This is a genomic window from Mesorhizobium sp. P160927, from assembly GCF_057766385.1.
On record NZ_JBYMDW010000001.1, the window covers coordinates 813155 to 831232 of the forward strand.

Sequence of the window (18078 nt, forward strand, 5' to 3'; positions counted from 1 at the left end):
AGGGCCGCGTCAGTTCCTCAGCCGGTAGCCGGTCCGGAAGATCCAGGCGACGATCGCGATGCAGACGGCCAGGAACACCAGCGTCATGCCGAGGCTGACGACGACCGAGACATCGGCCTTGCCGTAGAAACTCCAGCGGAAGCCGCTGATCAGGTAGACCACCGGGTTGAACAGCGTGATCGTCTTCCAGATGCCAGGCAGCATGTGGATCGAATAGAAGCTGCCGCCGAGGAAGGTCAGCGGGGTGATGATCAGCAGCGGCACCAGCTGCAGCTGCTCGAAGCTTTTCGCCCAGATGCCGATGATGAAGCCGAACAGGCTGAAGGTCACCGCCGTCAGGATCAGAAAGGCGAGCATCCAGAACGGATGTTCGATGTGCAGCGGCACGAATAGCGAGGCCGTGGCCAGGATGATCAGGCCGAGGATGATCGACTTGGTCGCGGCGCCGCCGACATAGGCGATGACGATCTCCAGGTAGGAGACCGGCGCCGACAAAAGCTCGTAGATCGAACCGACGAATTTCGGGAAATAGATGGCGAATGAGGCGTTGGAGATCGACTGCGTCAACAGCGACAGCATGATCAGTCCCGGCACGATGAAGGCGCCATAGGCGATGCCGTCGATTTCGGTGATGCGCGAGCCGATGGCGGAGCCGAAGACGACGAAATAGAGCGACGTCGAGATGACCGGCGAGATGATGCTCTGCAGCACGGTGCGGAACGCACGCGCCATCTCGACCCGGTAGATCGCCCATACCGCACGCAGGTTCATGGCTCTTGCCTCAGGAGATTGACGAAGATCTCTTCGAGCGAGCTGTTCTTGGTGTCGAGATCGCGGAACTCGATGCCGGCGGCCTCGAGATCCCGGATCAGCGAGGCGACGCCCGGCCGGTCGCTCTGGTTGTCATAGGTATAGATGAGTTGTGTGCCGTCCGGCGACAGTTCGAGCGCGTAGCGCGAGAGCCCGTCGGGCACGTTGCCTAGCGGCGCGCGCAGCTCCAGCCTCATCTCCTTGCGGCCGAGCTTGCGCATCAGTTCGGCCTTGCCCTCGACCAGGATGATCTCGCCGCGGTTGATGACGCCGACGCGGTCGGCCATGGCCTCGGCTTCCTCGATATAGTGCGTGGTGAGGATGATGGTGACGCCGTCCTCGCGCAGCCGGCGCACCATCGCCCACATGTCCTGGCGCAGCTCGACGTCGACGCCGGCGGTCGGCTCGTCGAGGAACAGGATGCGCGGCTCGTGCGACAGCGCCTTGGCGATCATCAGCCGCCGCTTCATGCCGCCCGACAGCGTGATCGCCTTGGCGTCCTTCTTGTCCCACAGCGAAAGGTCGCGCAGCACCTTCTCGACGAAGGCCGGATTGGCCGGCTTGCCGAACAGGCCGCGGCTGTAATTGACGGTCGCCCAGACGCTCTCGAAGGCGTCGATGGTGAGTTCCTGCGGCACCAGCCCGATCATGCCGCGCGCGGCCCGATAGTCCTTGTTGATGTCATGGCCATCGACGGTGACGGTGCCCGACGAGCGGTTGACGATGCCGCAGACGATCGAGATCAGCGTCGTCTTGCCGGCGCCGTTGGGGCCGAGCAGCGCGAAGATCTCGCCGCGTTCTATGTCGAGGCTGACTTCCTTGAGCGCGGTGAAGCCGGTGGCGTAGGTCTTGGAGACCCCGGAAATGGACAATATGGAGGGCATGGTTGAAAACGGCTGCCTGAAAGAGGTGACTTGATATAGGCCTGTTGTCGCCCGGTGCAACCGCAAGTCCATGCCCTGCTGCCAGTTCTGGACATCGAAGCTCGAGGCTGGCTGGGAATGCGCCGCGTCTATCCGGAAAATTGTCCTGCGGCGTTCAGCCTCGCGGCAGGACGCCGCTTTGACCTGACCCTGCTTCGGGCCTATCCTTCGCCGGTATTGGAAGCAATCCCAGGAAAATGTGAACGGTTTTCCGTCCGGAATGCGTCGAAAAAAATAATAGCAGCCGGAGCCCGCCATGGACCCGCTCATACTGTCGCGCATGCAGTTCGGCGCGAATATTTCGTTTCATATCCTGTTTCCGACAATCACCATTGCCCTTGGCTGGGTGCTGCTGTTCTTCAAGCTGCGCTACAACGCGACCAGTGATTCCGCCTGGATGCGCGCCTATTTCACCTGGGTGAAGGTGTTCGCGCTGTCGTTTGCCATGGGCGTGGTTTCGGGCGTTACCATGAGCTTCCAGTTCGGCACCAACTGGCCGGGCTACATGCAGCATGTCGGCAACATCGCCGGGCCGCTGCTCGCCTACGAGATCCTCACCGCCTTCTTCCTCGAAGCGGCCTTTCTCGGCATCATGCTGTTCGGCTTCCGCCGCGTCTCCAACCGCATCCACACGCTGGCGACGGTGCTGGTCGCCGGCGGCACGACGCTGTCGGCGTTCTGGATCATCGCGCTCAATTCGTGGATGCAGACGCCGGCCGGCTTCGAGATGCGCGACGGCGTCGCGCACGCCGTCGACTGGTGGGCCATCGTCTTCAACCCGTCCATGCCCTACCGGCTGGTGCACATGCTGCTCGCTTCGGGGCTGACGGTGTCGTTCCTGATCGCCGGCCTGTCGGCGCTGCGCTACCTCAACGGCGACCGTTCGGAATCGATGTGGAAGGCGCTGCGCACCGGCGTCTTCACCGCGGCGATCCTGATCCCGGTCCAGATCCTGGCCGGCGACCAGCACGGGCTCAACACGCTGGAACACCAGCCGCAGAAGATCGCCGCCATGGAGGCCAACTGGAACACCGGTCCCAACGTGCCGCTGGTTTTGTTCGCGCTGCCCGACGAGGCGGCCAGGGAAAACAAGTTCGAGGTCGCGATTCCGGACGGGGCCAGCCTTATCCTGCGGCACTCGACCGCCGGCGTCGTGCCAGGGCTGAACGACTATCCTGGCAACCATCCGCCGGTCTTTCCGCTCTTCTGGAGCTTCCGCATCATGGTCGGCACCGGGCTTTTGATGCTCGCCGTCTCCTGGTCGGCCGCCTTCTTCCTCAAGCGCCGGCACGCGCTGCCAAGACCGCTCGCCATCCTGATGGTGCCGATGGCGTTGTCGGGATGGCTGGCGACGCTGGCCGGCTGGTACACCACCGAGATCGGCCGCCAGCCCTGGCTGGTGACCGGCGTGCTGAAAACCGCCGACGCCGTCGGCCCGGTGGCCGGCAACCATGTCGCGCTGACGCTTGCCATTTATCTCCTCCTCTACGTGCTTTTGCTGATCGCCTATCTCGGCGTGCTGGTGCACCTGGCGCTGAAGGCGGCCAAGGATGGCGACACCTCGCCGCTGCCGGGGGTGATGAAGACGGCCATGTCGCAACCGGCGGCGGGAGAGTGAGCATGTCTTCATCGCAGGTCCGCGCCGCCCCTCACCTGCCTGCCGGCATCCTCTCCCCGTATAGTGACGGGGAGAGGGGCGCTGTCGTCGCCGGTTTCGCCAATCATCATCGTGGTAGCAGGAAGGGCGCCGGCGCTGCGGCCAGCCTCCTACTCCCCGTCACTATACGGGAAGAAGTGCCCGGCAGGGCGATGAGGGTCAGCGCCAACCCCGACAATCGATTTAAAACGATTGCTTCAAGCGGTAGGGCAGTGCACCCGGCCCATCGCGGCTGGGAGATATACCGATGACCTTCGACTGGCCAACCGCCCTCCCGCTGATCTTTGCCGGCCTGATGGGCCTTGCAATCCTGATCTACGTCATCCTCGACGGCTTCGACCTCGGCATCGGCATCCTGTTCGCCGCCGCCGAAGACACTGAGCAGGACACCATGATCGCCGCGATCGGCCCGTTCTGGGATGCCAACGAAACCTGGCTGGTGCTGGCTGTCGGCCTGCTGCTGGTCGCCTTTCCGCTGGCGCATGGCGTCATCCTGACGGCTCTCTACATTCCGGTCTTCGTCCTGCTGGTCGGCTTGATCCTGCGCGGCGTCGCCTTCGATTTCCGCGCCAAGGTGCCGGCAGGGAAGAAACATCGCTGGAACCGTATTTTCTTCCTGGGCTCGCTCATCGCCTCGCTGGCGCAAGGCTATATGCTGGGCGTCTACGTGCTCGGCCTCGATGTCGGACCAGGCGGCATGGCGTTTGGCGTGCTGGTGGCGTTCTGCCTGGCGGCGGCCTACGCGGCGATGGGCTCCGCCTGGGTGATCTACAAGACCGAAGGCGCGCTGCAGAAGAAGGCGGTGCTCTGGCTGCGCACCGCCCTGGTGCTGACCGCGCTCGGCATGGCCGCCGTATCGCTGGCGACGCCGTTCGCCAGCCCGCGCATCTTCGCCAAATGGTTCGTCTGGCCTGAGATGCTCTATCTGTCGCCGCTGCCGATCGTGTCGGCGCTGCTGTTTGCCTGGCTGTGGCGGCAGACCTTCCATCTACCGAGACCTGACGATCGCCATTCGCTGACGCCGTTCCTGACGCTGGCCGCCATCTTCGCGCTCGGCTTTGCCGGCCTGGCCTGGTCGTTCTATCCCTATGTGGTGCCCGATCGCCTGACCATCTGGCAGGCGGCGTCGGCGCCCGAAAGCCTGGCGATCATCCTGGCCGGCACCGTGGTGGTGCTGCCGGTCATCATCTTCTATTCGTTCTATGCCTACCGCGTGTTCGGCGGCAAGGCGACGGATCTGACGTATGATTGAGGCTTGGTAGAGCGGCAGGCAGGCCGGAGGGGAGGCTGTCCCGCCGGCCTGTCGTCCCTTGTGCACCCTGGCGAGCAACTAATTGCTCGCCGACAGCACCAGCACCGGCTTTTCGCTATAAAGCGCCGGGAAAAGCGTCTTCAAATTCGCCACCTTGGGCAGGTCGTTGTAGACGATGTAGGGATAGGTCGGGTTCAGCGTCAAAAAGTCCTGGTGGTAGTTCTCGGCCGGGTAGAAGGTCTTGCCTGTCTCCAGCGTGGTGACGATCGGCTCGCCGAACACTTTGGCCTTGTCGAGCTGGGCGATGTAGCTCTGCGCGATTTTCTTCTGGGCGTCGTTCTCGGCGAAGATCGTCGAGCGGTACTGGGTGCCCGAGTCCGGACCCTGGTAGTTGAGCTGGGTCGGGTTGTGGGCGACCGAGAAATAGACCTGTAGCAGCTGGCCGTAGGTCACCTTGGACGGATCATAGGTGATCTCGACGGACTCTGCATGGCCGGTGCGGCCGGTGCCGACCGTCTCGTAGACGGCGTCGTCCTTGGCGCCGCCGGTATAGCCCGAGACCGCCTTGCTGACGCCCTTGACGTGCTGGAACACACCCTGCACGCCCCAGAAGCAGCCGCCGGCGAAGATCGCCTTCTCGGTGCCGATGGCCGCCTTTTCGTCGATCGCCGGCGGCGGGACCTTCACGGCATCCTCGGCGGAAATGGCCGGCGTCAGCCAGAAGGCGGCGCCCGCGACGGCAAGGGCGAGTGCGGCGAGCGCGCCGCGGACAAAGCCTGTCGAACGGTTGTTGATAGTGGTCATGGTTGCACTCCTCATGGCTTCCATTTGGGATCAGTCTATTGGATCAGCTACGGTGGCGCGATGCGTGAGTTGCGGCGGAGGCTCACATTCGCGTGCGCCTCCCGACTGTCCCCGGCTGGACAGGGAGCCGCCAGGGACAGAAGGCCAATCTCAATTGGCGGTGGCATCCGTCGCCGGTTTCATCGCGTCCGTCGCCGGTTTCATCGCATCCGTGGCGGGTTTCATGGCATTCGCGGCTGGCTTCATGGAGTTGGTGGCCATCGGGTCGGCCGGCTTCATCGCTTCGGTTGCCGGCTTCATCGCATCGGTTCCCGGCTTCATGGCGTCCGCGGCCGGCGCCATGGCGTTGGCGGCGGGCTTCATCGCATTGGTGGCATCGTCGGCGCGCGCGATGCCGCCGGCAAACAGCGCCGTGGAGCACAAAGCGAGGGCGAGCGCCGGCAGCGTCAGGCGGGAGAAAGTGGTCATGGTCGGTTCCTTGGGTTTACGGGTTGATGGCACGCCTTTTGGCGGCCGGGCTCTTGCACCGCTGCTCTTGCGGCGGCGCAAATCTCTGTTTGAACAATTCCGCTCGAACGCGATCTAATTGGCGGCTGCGGCCAGGATCGGTCCGCCGCCGGGCGACTGCACCAGCACGGCGGTGCTGAGGCCGCCCGAGGCCGCCGGCAAATCGAGCGTCTTGGCGACGCCGCTCCAGCTGCCGAGTTTTGTCAGCGCATGCACGACATTGGCATGCGGCAAGGTGCGGCCGGTGTTTTCGCCGCGCGCCACCGGCACCTCGACGACACCCTTGGTGTAGCGCACCAGCCAGACATCGGCGTGGCCGCCCGGAGCGGCTCCGGCGCCGATCGCGACCTTGCCGCCCTCGAGCAACAGCGACGGGCCTCCGGCCTTGGCCGTAGCCGCGATCAGATGTTCGATCTCGCCGGGCGCGGCGCCGACGACGTCGGCATGGCCGTTGACCACCACTTGCGGCGTGAACGGCCCGTCATGGCCGAGCGGCGGCTCGTAGGACACCTGGCGCTGGGTGAATTCCTGCTTGCCGAACGTGTCCTTCCAGCCGAGGTAGTCCCAGTAGGTGACGTTGAACGACAGCGCCAGCACGCCGGGTCGGTCCTTGACCCTGATGAGGTTGGCGTTGGCCGGCGGGCAGGACGAGCAGCCCTGGCTGGTGAACAGCTCGACCACGGTGAGCGGCTGGGCGACGGCGCCGGCGAGCGATCCGGCGAGCGCCAGCGCGGCGAGGCCGGACAGTGCGAAAAACCTGCTTGATAGGACTGGCGACATCGGCTTGCTCCGTGGGGACGACGCCACGATGCGCCGCTCATATCCCCACTTCGCCGCGACCGACCGTTTCGTTACGGCGCTCACCGGTTTGTGATTGAAGGCGCCTCTTCCCTGCGGGCGTCATTGGCGAACTCGGTCGCCGCATACGATCTCCCCACCAAGAGGGGGAGATCGTCTACGTCACTGCGTCAGTGCCGTCTCCGAGGGCCGCTTGTTGTAGTCGCATTTGCCCGTGACGTTGTAGAAGAAGTCGGCGTTGCTGACAGGCGCCGGAACCGAGTTACCGCCGTCTTCCCAGGCCTGATAGGCTGTCGCGCCGCAAGGCACGACGCTGAAGATATCGACGATCTGGCCGGTCGCGGTCTCATTGTAGGTGACCTGGTTGGTCTGCGGATCCTTGACCCCGCTGTAGAGTCGGTTCGAGGTGGTCGGATCATTTGTCTGGAGGTATTGCGGGTTCCCTGATGGCACATACATCTGCAGAGAGAGGCCACCCATCTGGCTGACGTCGATCGATGCGCCGGGGCCATTGGCGGGGTACATCGTGTCGACACAGTAATAGGACGTGCCACTCGCATCTTTCAGGAGCGTCACGCCGTTTGGCGGGTTTTTGCCGACGGTGCAGACCTGCTTCTGCACCAGCGTGGTGACGGTCTTGCCGGTTGAATCGGTGGTGAGGACGTTGACATTGGTGGTGCCGTAGCCCTTCGGGTCCCCGGTGTTCCCATACGTGTAGTCGATCGTCATCAGCGGCTTGGCCGTCGTCCCGCCGAATTGCGTGCCGTAGAGCGTCATCTTCTTGTTCCAGTAACCCGACACCCCGGAGACCTTGAAGGTGGCATTCACCAGTGCCGGCGGCTTGCTTACCGCCGCGCCGACGGCGATCGGTACGGTGTTGATCCTGGCAATCGACATGAAAACGGTCGGCATGGCGAAGCTTGCCGTGGCCTGCGCCGTGGTGGCGGTGGTGGCGGTGCCGGCCACGAAGTTTGTCAGCGTCGCGGTGCCCTGCCCGCCATTGGCGGCGAAGGAATCCTGCAACAGCGTCTGGCGTTGCGCCAGCGTCGACGTGGTGTCCATGGTGGTGATCGTCAGGATCGCGGCATCCAGCGCCTGCTGCTGGTTGGATTTGGTCTGGACCGCGCCGGTATAGTCGACCGAGAAGCCGATGACCGCGATCAGCGGCATCAGCATCACCAGGAAGAGCGGCATCATCGACCCGCTGCGGGAGCGGGCAAAGCCGCGCAAAACGCTGAACATTTCAAACCCCCGACAGACATTAGCGAGCGTGCAATTACCACGCAGCCGCCAAACCAAGCTCTAATGTGATCGATCAAAGTTTATGCATTCCTTCCACGAGGGCCGGTTTTTTCGATTCTTTTGCCGATCTCACCGCTTTGTGAGTGGTAAGGCAGCCCTTGGGCGCCAAGCCTTGCCGCCGCTTGCCGCCCCTGCTAAAGCGCGCGGCATGAGCACGCCCCTCGACCACATCCGCAATTTTTCCATCGTCGCCCATATCGACCATGGCAAATCCACGCTTGCCGACCGCCTGATCCAGTCGACCGGCGGGCTGGAGCTGCGCGACATGAAGGAGCAGGTGCTGGACTCGATGGACATCGAGCGCGAGCGCGGCATCACCATCAAGGCGCAGACGGTGCGGCTGAAGTACCGCGCCAACAATGGCGAGGACTATATCCTCAACCTCATCGACACGCCCGGCCATGTTGACTTCGCCTATGAAGTGTCGCGGTCGCTCGCCGCCTGCGAGGGTTCGCTGCTGGTGGTCGACGCTTCGCAAGGCGTCGAGGCGCAGACGCTCGCCAATGTCTACCAGGCCATCGACAACAACCACGAGATCGTCGTGGTGCTGAACAAGGTCGACCTGCCGGCCGCCGAGCCCGAACGCATCCGCGAGCAAGTCGAGGAGGTGATCGGCATCGACGCCTCCAATGCCGTGCTGATCTCGGCCAAGACCGGCCTCGGCATTCCCGATGTGCTGGAAGCCATCGTCCACCAATTGCCGCCGCCGCGCGAGGGCGATGCATCAGCACCCTTGAAGGCGATGCTGGTCGACAGCTGGTACGACGCCTATCTCGGCGTCATCGTGCTGGTGCGCATCATCGACGGCGTGCTGAAGAAGGGCCAGACCATCCGCATGATGGGCACCGGCGCCAAGTACCTGGTCGAGCGCACCGGCGTGTTCACGCCCGCCCGCATCAATGTCGACGAGCTCGGCCCCGGCGAGTTCGGGTTCTTCACCGGCTCGATTAAGGAAGTGGCCGACACCCGCGTCGGCGACACCATAACCGAGGACAAGCGCCAGACCGCGCACGCGCTGCCCGGCTTCAAGCCGGCGCAGCCGGTGGTGTTCTGCGGCCTGTTCCCGGTCGACGCCGCCGATTTCGAGGACCTGCGCGCCGCCGTCGGCAAGCTGCGCCTCAACGACGCGTCCTTCTCCTATGAAATGGAAACCTCCGCCGCGCTTGGCTTCGGCTATCGCTGCGGCTTCTTGGGTCTCTTGCATCTCGAAATCATCCAGGAACGGCTGGAGCGCGAGTTCAACCTCGACCTCATCGCCACCGCGCCCTCGGTCGTCTACCGGCTGCTGCTCAATGACGGCTCGATGAAGGAACTGCACAACCCGGCCGACATGCCCGACGTGGTGAAAATCTCGGCGATCGAGGAGCCGTGGATCCGCGCCACCATATTGACGCCCGACGACTACCTCGGCGGCATCCTGAAACTCTGCCAGGACCGGCGCGGCATCCAGGCCGACCTCTCCTATGTCGGCAAACGCGCCATGCTGACTTACGACCTGCCGCTCAACGAAGTCGTCTTCGACTTCTACGACCGGCTGAAGTCGATCTCGAAAGGCTACGCCTCGTTCGACTATCACCTGACCGACTATCGCGAGGGCGACCTGGTGAAGATGTCGATCCTGGTCAACGAGGAGCCGGTCGACGCGCTTTCCATGCTGGTGCACCGCACGGCGGCCGAAAAGCGCGGCCGCCAGATGTGCGAGAAGCTGAAGGAGCTGATCCCGCACCATCTCTTCAAGATCCCGATCCAAGCCGCCATCGGCGGCAAGGTCATCGCCCGCGAAACCATCTCCGCCCTGCGCAAGGACGTGACCGCCAAATGCTACGGCGGCGACGTGTCCCGCAAACGCAAGCTGCTGGACAAGCAGAAAGAGGGCAAGAAGCGGATGCGGCAGTTCGGCAAGGTGGATATCCCGCAGGAGGCGTTTATCCAGGCGCTGAAGATGGGGGATTGAGAAGCCGATTGGCGCGCGGAGCGCGCCAAGTCATCGATCCGGTGGATCGATGACGGCTTCGAAAGCGGGGGAGTTGCCGGAGGCAGCCGGCCCCCCGCCAGCGCGGCGCTGACACTGCGCGGTGGAGAGTAGCCACAACGTCCCGTCACCCTTGCATCTCTACCCCACCGTATCGTTGCCCCGTTTCGGGGACATCGCCTTTTGATGCGCAATAAGCAGAAGGCACGAAGCTCCCTGGAAAGCGCCGAAAGCCTAAATTTTATTCCAATGCCGACTTCAGAGCGGCGGAGGTCGACTTCGGCATCAACTCGCTAGCGCTGTACATCCATCAGCATTTTAGGCATGGTCCAAGAGTCTTGGTTGGATCGTGTCCCTCCAGCCACATGGCACGCCTATACACAACGGTCTTAACCCGCGTTTTCATCTCACGGCCCCTCCCATCACGGGAGGGAACACACTTACGGCTTCTTTGGTAGAACTTTGCCGAGGCTACAAGTGCCTTCTGTTTGTTATGTCTTCCGAGGTTAGAGGCCCTTGGCGCGGCGCCAGCATTGCTTGATGGTGTCGTGAGAAGCGCGTTTCGTCCGAATCCTTGGAAGGTTCCACCGGTACGGTCTTTACCCCCACAAAGCCGCACTTAAGACTGTCTTAGCGGCTGTCATGCCTAAAAGTCATTATCGAAATCGATCGTGCCTGGTCGCGGATGTAGCTAGGAATTATATCCTAATTATATACGTGACAAAGTACTGGCGATTCGATAGCGTCGCCATTGCGTGACAGGCCGGGATTCAGCATAGAATACAGTCATGAGGGTGACTGGGGTAATTAGGCACAGAAAGGCAAACGTCGCGTTCTCTTTGTGGAGCGACGAGAAGCTGAAAACAAAGGACTTCCCTCTCAGTAAGAAGAGGGGGAAAGGCTATCCCCTTACCCGTCGTTGGCGGTGGCAGATCATAACCTTTACCGCCCAAGGGCGGAATTATAGGGTTTTGGTTGCTTACCATGCGCTCGTTCCAGAGTTTATTGTCACGCTGGGCGAGGAAGTCGGCGGTGATTGTCGTGTACTGGCGAGATGGGAGTTTCATGCCAACCACGGCGGTTGGCATGTTCATACGGTCTGCGGCGATACCGACAGCTTGTCAGTAGGCATCGTCAAGCCGGCAGGGACGAGGCGAATTCCAGAGTCGAGGTCCTACCATCGCCACATGAAAATGCTTAAGGATGGGCATGCTATGAGTGAGGAGGTTGCTACGGCGATTGCGTGCAGCCTTGTCGGCATGGAACACCAACACGATATCTTTGCAAAAGACGCGATGCCATGGGCTTGAAGGACCAACTATGCAGGGCGTTCTGTGAGAACGTCCAAGTCACCGCCTTTAGCGGTGGCATGGCTATTGGCACGCCCTATCAAAACTTCATTTCCGGAGACCCAATCGGCATATACGCGCTTGGCCCTAAGGCTGGCGTGTATCGCCTTGTCGATAACGCCCTCACGATAGCCTTCCTCGAAGCTGAAGGCGCCACAATGGACGTTGCCAGCCGCAGGGAGGCATTATCCCAGATCCTGGAGCAGCATGGAGCGGCCTATGACGAGGAGATGGGAGAAATTTTTAGAGAAGGCATCGCTGAAGCCGATCTGCCAACGGCCATCCTCGAATTTTCAGCCCTGCTGCTTCGCCTGAACGATCTGATTCTTTTGACAGTCGAACGTGTAAGGAATGCTTTCGAGGATGACGTGAGGGCCGCAATCAGGGAAGAGATGGACAAGCGTGAAATCAGGTATGTTGAAGGGAAGCCTGTTTCAGAGGAACTGAAGGACATAACGCCCGATATGGTTTTCTATCCGGTGAACCGAGACCCTGTCGCGCTCTTCATCGCCACCAACGAAGCCAAGATTTGGCAGGCAATGCTATTGCGTGTGATAGCGGAAAGCGTAGTGCACCAACCTCTATCGGTGGTGGCGGTGCTAGAGACAGAGAATTCAATCAGCCAGAAAGTACGCCTTCAAGCTGATAACCGACTTGATGCGCTGCCCAGATACAAAAGTGGTCCTCATGATACGATCCAACGAATCGCCCGCGTCGTCGTCGGCAACGAAGCAGCAAGCGTCCACTGACACAAAGCGCTTTAACAAAACGCTTCAGCGGATGCTTAAGACGCCGCCGAAGCCCCATGAACCGCAGAAGGTGAAGCCCGCTAAGGCTTCGCCTTCCTCTTCCTCAAAGCAATAAGCCTTCGCGCCTTCTGCTTAGGCGATACCGCTTTCACCGATCCGCCGATAGGAAAGGCGCTTGCCTTCGATCTTGGCAAGCAACTGGTCGTGGCGTTCGGTATCGGTGATCTTAAGCGCGGTGCGGCGATTGTAGCGGAAATCAAACTCGGCAAGGTAGCGGTGCAAGTGAGCTTCGCCGCAATGCTGGTAGACGCCAACCATGCCGCGCCTGGAGACCGAGAACACGTTCTCAATCGTCTTCGAATGGATCGACACGCCGTCCTCATAGCGGACGTATTCGCCAGCCGAATGGTTGGTCGTCTTGTGTGAGGTGTATTCCTCGCCGGTCGTGGTGTAGAGCTTGGACTCGTCGGTGTAGAGCGTCGAGTTGCGGCCGGCATTGCGCACCAGAATATCGCGCACAACAGCCTTCGTGGCGTGCTGGACGTGAACCATGCCGGCTCTGCCGCCGCGCTCGACAAGGCCGATAACGGTGCGCTTCGGCTTCATCTTGCGCTTCAAGCGCGGCTGGCCTTTGCGCGTTAAGTCGGCTGGACCGCTTGGCGGAGAAGGCAAGACCGTTGAAGCCGACGAAACCTACATCGGACGCGTCGACCGCGATTACATTTCGCCGCAGCGCGGTGCAGCTGGTGCGCGGACATGCCCTTCTTGGACGAAGCCATGAGGAACGTCGCCAGAAGCCACTTGTTCAAGGCGATCTTGGAGCGCTCGAACACGGTGCCGACAGTGACGGTGAACTGCTCACGGCATTACATGCAGTTGTAGAGGCCGGGGCGGTGAGCCTTGCCAACCATCTTGGTGATACGCGTCTTCCGCCTTCGCTTCACGGATGCGGTGCGCCATGAACCAAGCGTTCTTGTAAGTGATGCCAAGCATACGCCGCACGCATCCATTTGGAAGCGCAGCGGTCGGGATTGGCATTGCCGCAATGCGGGCAATTAGGCCCATGCGGCCAAGGTCGGCGTGTTGAAGAAGTCAAATCGGCAATGGCAACTTCCTTTCGCGCCACCCCACCCTTTAAGAACGCTCCGCCCTGACGTATTCTCTCCCCGGCTTGGGGAAGACATCGCATGCGTTCCACTCCAGACCTCATCGCCGCCACCGGCCTCGCCATCGGCGGCATCTTCGGCCTTGCCGGCACCTTCGTTGCCAGCGCTCCGCTGCGTGAATCCCTCTGGGCGATCGACGGCGTGGCGCTCGTCGTCGCCACCGCGCTGCTCACCATGAAATACCAGCGTCTCGGCAATGATTGCGTCGCCGCCGGGTTCCTGACATTCCTGGCCGGCGAAAGCTTGCTTCTATCCGGCAATGCGGCGGGGCTGGAAGCGAGCGTGCCTTCCTATGTCGGCGGCATCTCGCTGTGGGCGGCGGCGCTGATGCTGATCAGCGTGCCCAATACCTTCGCGCTGTGGATGCGGTTCACCGCCTTCGTCGCGGCCGCGCTGTTCCTGGCCTCGGTCGGCATGGTGCTGTGGGGTTCGCCCTTGCTGCCGACCTCGGCGCCGCTGCCGGCGGCAGGCTATCCCTTCCTGGTGGCGACCTTCGCCGGTTGGATCTGGACGTTGGTGAAGCCGGCGCGGTGAGCGGGACCGCCTTGTCTCCATGCGTCGGCGCCGCCCCTCACCTGCCTGCCGGCATCCTCTCCCCGTAAACGGGGCGAGGGACGCTGTCGTGGCGGCTTTCGCCAATCGCCACCGCTTGCACAAAAGGCGCCGGCGTTGCTGCCAGCCCTCTCGCCCGTTTACGGGGAGAGATGTCCGGCAGGACAGTGAGGGGCGGCGCCGACCTTGGCGATAGGAACAGTCCGCCTGAACCATGGCCGGCCCGTATTGACATCAGGTCCACGCATTGGACGCGGGCCGATTGGGGGATTATCCGTGAAAAAGATCTATGCAAAACCGACGCTGAGCAAGCGCGAGACGCTTTCGGCCGTGACGGCTGTCGCGTGTCCAGTGTCGGTCTGCCTGCGCTAAAGACGTTTTCCGGGAACGGGCAGGCCTGCTGCCGCCGCTGGCTCTCCCGCGACAAATCCCAGCAGGGTTGGTACGAATTCATACCAACCATCCGGCTCGGTTGATCGCGCGGCGCGGGGCCGGTACACAAATCTGGCGGCGGACCTTCATCAGGTCGCTAGTGGCCGGCGCGGGGCTCAGGCAATTGTCTCACAGGCATCGCGCCGGCCATCTTTCCCGAACGATATGAGTGTGGACCAAAGGCGCTCCACATCGCCCGGAGGTCCCGGTTTGACCTTCGCCAGTTTGATCTGAACGCTGCTGGGGACCGGGCTGGTACGTCGAGATCATCCCCCGTCCGCGACAGGAAGAACAGCGTCGGCGCGACGTCCAAGATTGGCGCCGCGCCCGCGTCAGCTTTCAATCCAGACCTTCTCGAAATGCTGCTCCAGCGCCTGGTGCTGTTCGCAGCCTTCGATGCCCTTGCGGTAGGTCCGGTAGACGGAGCGCCAGTAGGGCTGGATGATGATGCCTGAGTCGCGCAAATTCTGCTCGATCTTGGCCATGATCTCCTTGCGCGCCTTGGGGTCGGGCATGGCGAGCGCCTTGTCGAGCAGCTCGTCGAACTCCTTCGAGGCATAGGCGCTTTCGTTCCAGGCGGCGCCCGACTTGTAAGCCAGCGCCAGCACCTGGACGCCGAGCGGGCGGCCGAGCCATTCGGTGCACGAGAAGGGATATTTGCTCCAGTCGTTCCAGAAGGTGGCGGCGGGCAACACGGTGCGCTTGATCTTGAGGCCCGCCTCGCGCATCTGCGCCGATATGGCGTCGCCGGTGCTCTTCTGCCATTCGACGTCGACCGAGATGAGGTCGTACTCATGGTCGGCCTTGCCGCTCTCGGCCAGCAGCTTCTTCGCCGCCTCCATATCGCGCTTGGCCGGGCCGATATCGGCATATTCGGGGTGCATGGGGCCGACATGGTGGTTGTCGGCGGGCTTGCCGCGGCCGTCGAGGCCGAGCTTCAGCACGGCGGAATTGTCGACGGCGAGCTGCGCGGCGCGGCGCACCTTGATGTCGTCATAGGGCGGATTGGCGACATTGAAGCGGGCGACGATGGTCGAGCCGGTGGCGATCTCGGAATTCTTCAGCCCCATCTTGTCGGTCTGCGAGACGGCGTCGGAAGCGGTTTCGTGGTCGGTGTCGATCTCGCCGGATTCGAACGCCGACAGCATGGCGTTGGGGTCGGAGCCGTAGTCGATCCACTGGATGCCATCCAGATAGAACTCGCCCTTCCACCAGGGCTTGTCCCTGCGCTTGACCTCCGCACCCGTCTCGGCGTCCCATTTCACCAGTTCGCACGGGCCGGTGGTGATCGCCAGCGCCTTCATCGGATCGCCGTCGCCATCATAGGAGCGGTGCATGATCAGCGCCGGATAGTCGGCCATGCCGGCGATCAGCGAAATGTCCGGCTTCGGCAGATTGAGCTTGATCGTGTAGTCGTCGAGCTTCTCGATGCCGCCATCGACCACCTTCTTGGTGTCGGCATTGACCAGCGCGCCCATCCGCGCGGCGACCGAGTTGCCGGCAACGCCAGCCTCGCACCAGCGGGTGAGGTTGTGGATCACGTCGTCGGCGTTGAAGGCGTCGCCGTTCGACCAGGTGATGCCCTTGCGCACATGCAGCGTCAGCGTTTTGGCGTCATCGCTCATCTCCCATTTTTCGAGCAGCCAGGGCTCGAAGGAGAAGTCGGTGTTCCAGCGCACCAGATATTCGTTGCAGTGGCGCGCGACGTTGGACATTTCGACGCCGTCGAAGGTGCGCGGGTCCTTGAATCCCTTGACGTTCATGGCGACGCGCAGCACGCCGCCCTTCTTCGGCTCGGCGGCGCGGGCGGGCGTCGGGGCAATGCCGCCCAGCGCAAAAGCGCCGGCGGCGCTGACGCCGAGGCCGGCCATCAGCGCCACATATTCGCGACGGCTGATGCCGCCCGCCTTGAAATCGGCGGCGACAGGTTTGGCGCGCGGGTGAAGTTTGCGGTCGGTCAGCATGAATTTCATCGTCGTTCCCTTTGTCGTTGGTGCATGCCCAAAAGTGCCCAGCAGCTTTAGGACGAGGCATGCACGGAAACAGGCTGCGCCCCGGCGGACAAGCCGACGCGGCGCGGCTGCGACCGCCGGGGCGCCATTGCCTGAGAGGGAATGATAGGGCTGGGTGACGTTGCGGAATGTTCTGGAATCCGCAGGAGTTGTGCGGAGCTCCGCAGGGGCCTTTACCTTCGTCATCCTCGGGTCTGCGCCGCGTCGCCGCGCTCCTTGCTCCGCCCGTCACGACGAAGCGATGGCGGCGCCCAACAAAAAAACCCGGCGCGAGGCCGGGTTTTTCAAGCGATGCATGTCAGCCGCGGATCAGCTCACCTGGACCTTCGACGCGGCCTGGTCCTCGGCCAGCTTCTGCTGGAACATCTGCGCGAAGTCGATCGGGTCGAGCATCAGCGGCGGGAAGCCGCCATTGCGCGTCGCCTCGGCGATGATCTGGCGGGCGAAGGGGAACAAAAGGCGCGGGCATTCGATGAACAGGATCGGCAGCATGTGCTCCTGCGGGAAGCCCGAAATGGCAAAGACGCCGCCATAAACCAGCTCGACGTTGAACAGCACTTCCTGGTCGAAGGAAGCCTTGGCGTTCAGCGTCAGATTGACGTCGAACTGCTTGTCGGAAAGCGGGTTGGCGTTGACGTTGACATTGATGGCGATGCCGGGGGCCTTGTCGCGGCCGCGCAGCGAGTTCGGCGCGCCGGGGCTTTCGAAGGACAGGTCCTTCACATACTGGGCCAGCACGTTGAGCGATGGTTGCGCCGCGTTGCCGTTGCCGTTGGCGCCGACCGGCGCGTCATCATTGCTGGCCATGAGCCTTATCCTTTTCCCCTGGGCAGTCTCGCTCACCGAATTGAATCGGGGCTGACCGAATTGAAATCGGGCGTTCGCTACCATGGCCGGCATGACAAGACAAGGTTTGCCGCCCGGTGGTTCCGAGGCAATCGACGCGGACGCTTTGTGACGGGAAGATCATCGCCGAGGGCAGTGCCGCCCCTCACCTGCCTGCCGGCATCCTCTCCCCTTATAGTGACGGGGAGAGGGGTGCTGTCATCGGCGCTTTCGCCAATCGCCAACGTTGCAGGATTGAGCGCCAGCGCCGCCCCAATCAGCCCTTTCTCCCCGTCACTATACGGGGAGAAATGTCCGGCGGGACAATGCGGCGCCGGCCTCGACAAAACAGACCGGAACGCCGCGGCCGCGAGCTAGTCGTCCTTCAGCCGCCGCCACGGCGAATTGTGGTCCGGGCCGCGCTTCAGGTCGTCCTCGCGCGAATAGTCGCCGTAGTCGAGGTCGATGACCTTGTCGCGCTGCCGGCGGAAGCCGCCGGTGGAGAAATTGCTGGCCACGACGATGCGGCCCTTCAGCTTGCTCCAGGCAAGATCGCGCACCGGCGGCAGGAACAGGAGCAGGCCGACAATGTCCGTGATGAAACCGGGAATGATCAGCAGGATCGCCGCCACCACGATCATGGCGCCATGGGCGAGCTGGCCGCGGGGGTCGCGGCCGGCGGCCATCTCGGTGCGGATACGGGTCATGACGCCGAAACCCTGGTGGCGCAGCAAAAGCACGCCGGCGAAGCTCGAGGCCAGCACCAGGCCGACCGTCGCCAGCGCGCCGACCTCACGGCCGACGACGACGAAACCGGCGATTTCCAGCAGCGGAAGCGCCAGGAGAAAGAGGGGAAGCAGCGAAATGCGCAAGTCTTTACCGATCATTCGATTGTTTTGTCCCCCTGGCGGCCAATCGCCGCTGGCACGGAGGCTGTTAGATAGGTATGCCTGCCTTTGATTTGAATG

General features: G+C 62.6%; 15 protein-coding genes and 1 pseudogene. 6 read left to right on the forward strand and 10 right to left on the reverse strand.

The genetic code is table 11. The features are described from left to right. Positions 1 to 9: 9 nt before the first annotated feature. Together AC3CB8_RS04170 and AC3CB8_RS04175 are read right to left on the reverse strand one after the other, a co-directional pair. The gene (locus tag AC3CB8_RS04170) at positions 10 to 771 is read right to left on the reverse strand and encodes an ABC transporter permease (protein ID WP_023771996.1); all 762 of its coding nucleotides are present in this window, start codon (positions 769 to 771) and stop codon (positions 10 to 12) included. Continuing rightward, positions 768 to 1694 (reverse strand): ABC transporter ATP-binding protein, encoded by a 927-nt coding sequence (locus tag AC3CB8_RS04175; RefSeq protein WP_023771997.1) that lies wholly within the window; start codon positions 1692 to 1694, stop codon positions 768 to 770. The genes AC3CB8_RS04170 and AC3CB8_RS04175 overlap by 4 nt, the downstream gene beginning before the upstream one ends. 295 nt (positions 1695 to 1989) lie before the next feature. Between AC3CB8_RS04175 and AC3CB8_RS04180 the strand changes: the two genes are divergently transcribed. After that, positions 1990 to 3351, forward strand: coding sequence for a cytochrome ubiquinol oxidase subunit I (locus tag AC3CB8_RS04180; RefSeq protein ID WP_023782000.1), 1362 nt, complete (start codon positions 1990 to 1992; stop codon positions 3349 to 3351). Between the two features lie 286 nt (positions 3352 to 3637). Then, the gene (locus tag AC3CB8_RS04185; RefSeq protein WP_352563428.1) at positions 3638 to 4642 is read left to right on the forward strand and encodes a cytochrome d ubiquinol oxidase subunit II; all 1005 of its coding nucleotides are present in this window, start codon (positions 3638 to 3640) and stop codon (positions 4640 to 4642) included. Positions 4643 to 4720: 78 nt separating this feature from the next. Here AC3CB8_RS04185 and msrA read toward each other — a convergent pair whose 3' ends face one another. The 4 genes from msrA to AC3CB8_RS04205 form a co-directional block, all read right to left on the reverse strand. Continuing rightward, complete coding sequence (gene msrA, locus AC3CB8_RS04190; RefSeq protein ID WP_023781999.1) at positions 4721 to 5446, reverse strand: peptide-methionine (S)-S-oxide reductase MsrA; 726 nt, start codon at positions 5444 to 5446, stop codon at positions 4721 to 4723. A 150-nt stretch (positions 5447 to 5596) separates the two neighbouring features. After that, positions 5597 to 5914, reverse strand: a complete 318-nt coding sequence (locus AC3CB8_RS04195) for a hypothetical protein (protein WP_352594835.1) — start codon at positions 5912 to 5914, stop codon at positions 5597 to 5599. A 114-nt stretch (positions 5915 to 6028) separates the two neighbouring features. Next, a complete protein-coding gene (locus AC3CB8_RS04200) occupies positions 6029 to 6733 on the reverse strand; it encodes a DUF1223 domain-containing protein (protein ID WP_352563426.1) in 705 nt (234 codons plus the stop codon). A gap of 180 nt (positions 6734 to 6913) precedes the next feature. Next, positions 6914 to 7993, reverse strand: a complete 1080-nt coding sequence (locus AC3CB8_RS04205; RefSeq protein ID WP_352563425.1) for a TadE/TadG family type IV pilus assembly protein — start codon at positions 7991 to 7993, stop codon at positions 6914 to 6916. A gap of 208 nt (positions 7994 to 8201) precedes the next feature. On the opposite strand from AC3CB8_RS04205, the gene lepA reads away from it, so the two are divergent. From lepA to AC3CB8_RS04220, 3 genes are all read left to right on the forward strand, one after another. Continuing rightward, positions 8202 to 10007: a translation elongation factor 4 gene (gene lepA, locus AC3CB8_RS04210; protein WP_352548957.1), complete on the forward strand. Its 1806-nt coding sequence runs from the start codon at positions 8202 to 8204 to the stop codon at positions 10005 to 10007. A gap of 806 nt (positions 10008 to 10813) precedes the next feature. Continuing rightward, on the forward strand, positions 10814 to 11335 hold the full coding sequence (locus tag AC3CB8_RS04215) for a hypothetical protein (protein WP_352563423.1): 522 nt from the start codon (positions 10814 to 10816) through the stop codon (positions 11333 to 11335). Further along, the gene (locus AC3CB8_RS04220; protein ID WP_352594838.1) at positions 11326 to 12123 is read left to right on the forward strand and encodes a DUF1828 domain-containing protein; all 798 of its coding nucleotides are present in this window, start codon (positions 11326 to 11328) and stop codon (positions 12121 to 12123) included. The genes AC3CB8_RS04215 and AC3CB8_RS04220 overlap by 10 nt, the downstream gene beginning before the upstream one ends. A gap of 132 nt (positions 12124 to 12255) precedes the next feature. On the opposite strand, the pseudogene AC3CB8_RS04225 reads toward AC3CB8_RS04220, so the two are convergent. Then, a pseudogene (locus AC3CB8_RS04225) lies at positions 12256 to 13249 on the reverse strand (IS1595 family transposase). Between the two features lie 61 nt (positions 13250 to 13310). Here AC3CB8_RS04225 and AC3CB8_RS04230 point away from each other — a divergent pair. Next, on the forward strand, positions 13311 to 13823 hold the full coding sequence (locus AC3CB8_RS04230) for a hypothetical protein (RefSeq protein ID WP_352594841.1): 513 nt from the start codon (positions 13311 to 13313) through the stop codon (positions 13821 to 13823). Between the two features lie 782 nt (positions 13824 to 14605). On the opposite strand, the gene AC3CB8_RS04235 is transcribed toward AC3CB8_RS04230, so the two are convergent. From AC3CB8_RS04235 to AC3CB8_RS04245, 3 genes are all read right to left on the reverse strand, one after another. Further along, complete coding sequence (locus tag AC3CB8_RS04235) at positions 14606 to 16246, reverse strand: ABC transporter substrate-binding protein (protein ID WP_352563418.1); 1641 nt, start codon at positions 16244 to 16246, stop codon at positions 14606 to 14608. 348 nt (positions 16247 to 16594) lie between these two features. Further along, positions 16595 to 17092, reverse strand: a complete 498-nt coding sequence (secB, locus tag AC3CB8_RS04240) for a protein-export chaperone SecB (RefSeq protein ID WP_023772008.1) — start codon at positions 17090 to 17092, stop codon at positions 16595 to 16597. A gap of 392 nt (positions 17093 to 17484) precedes the next feature. Next, entirely contained in the window at positions 17485 to 17982 is a 498-nt protein-coding gene (locus tag AC3CB8_RS04245) for an FxsA family protein (RefSeq protein ID WP_352563492.1), read from the reverse strand. Between the last annotated feature and the right edge of the window lie 96 nt (positions 17983 to 18078).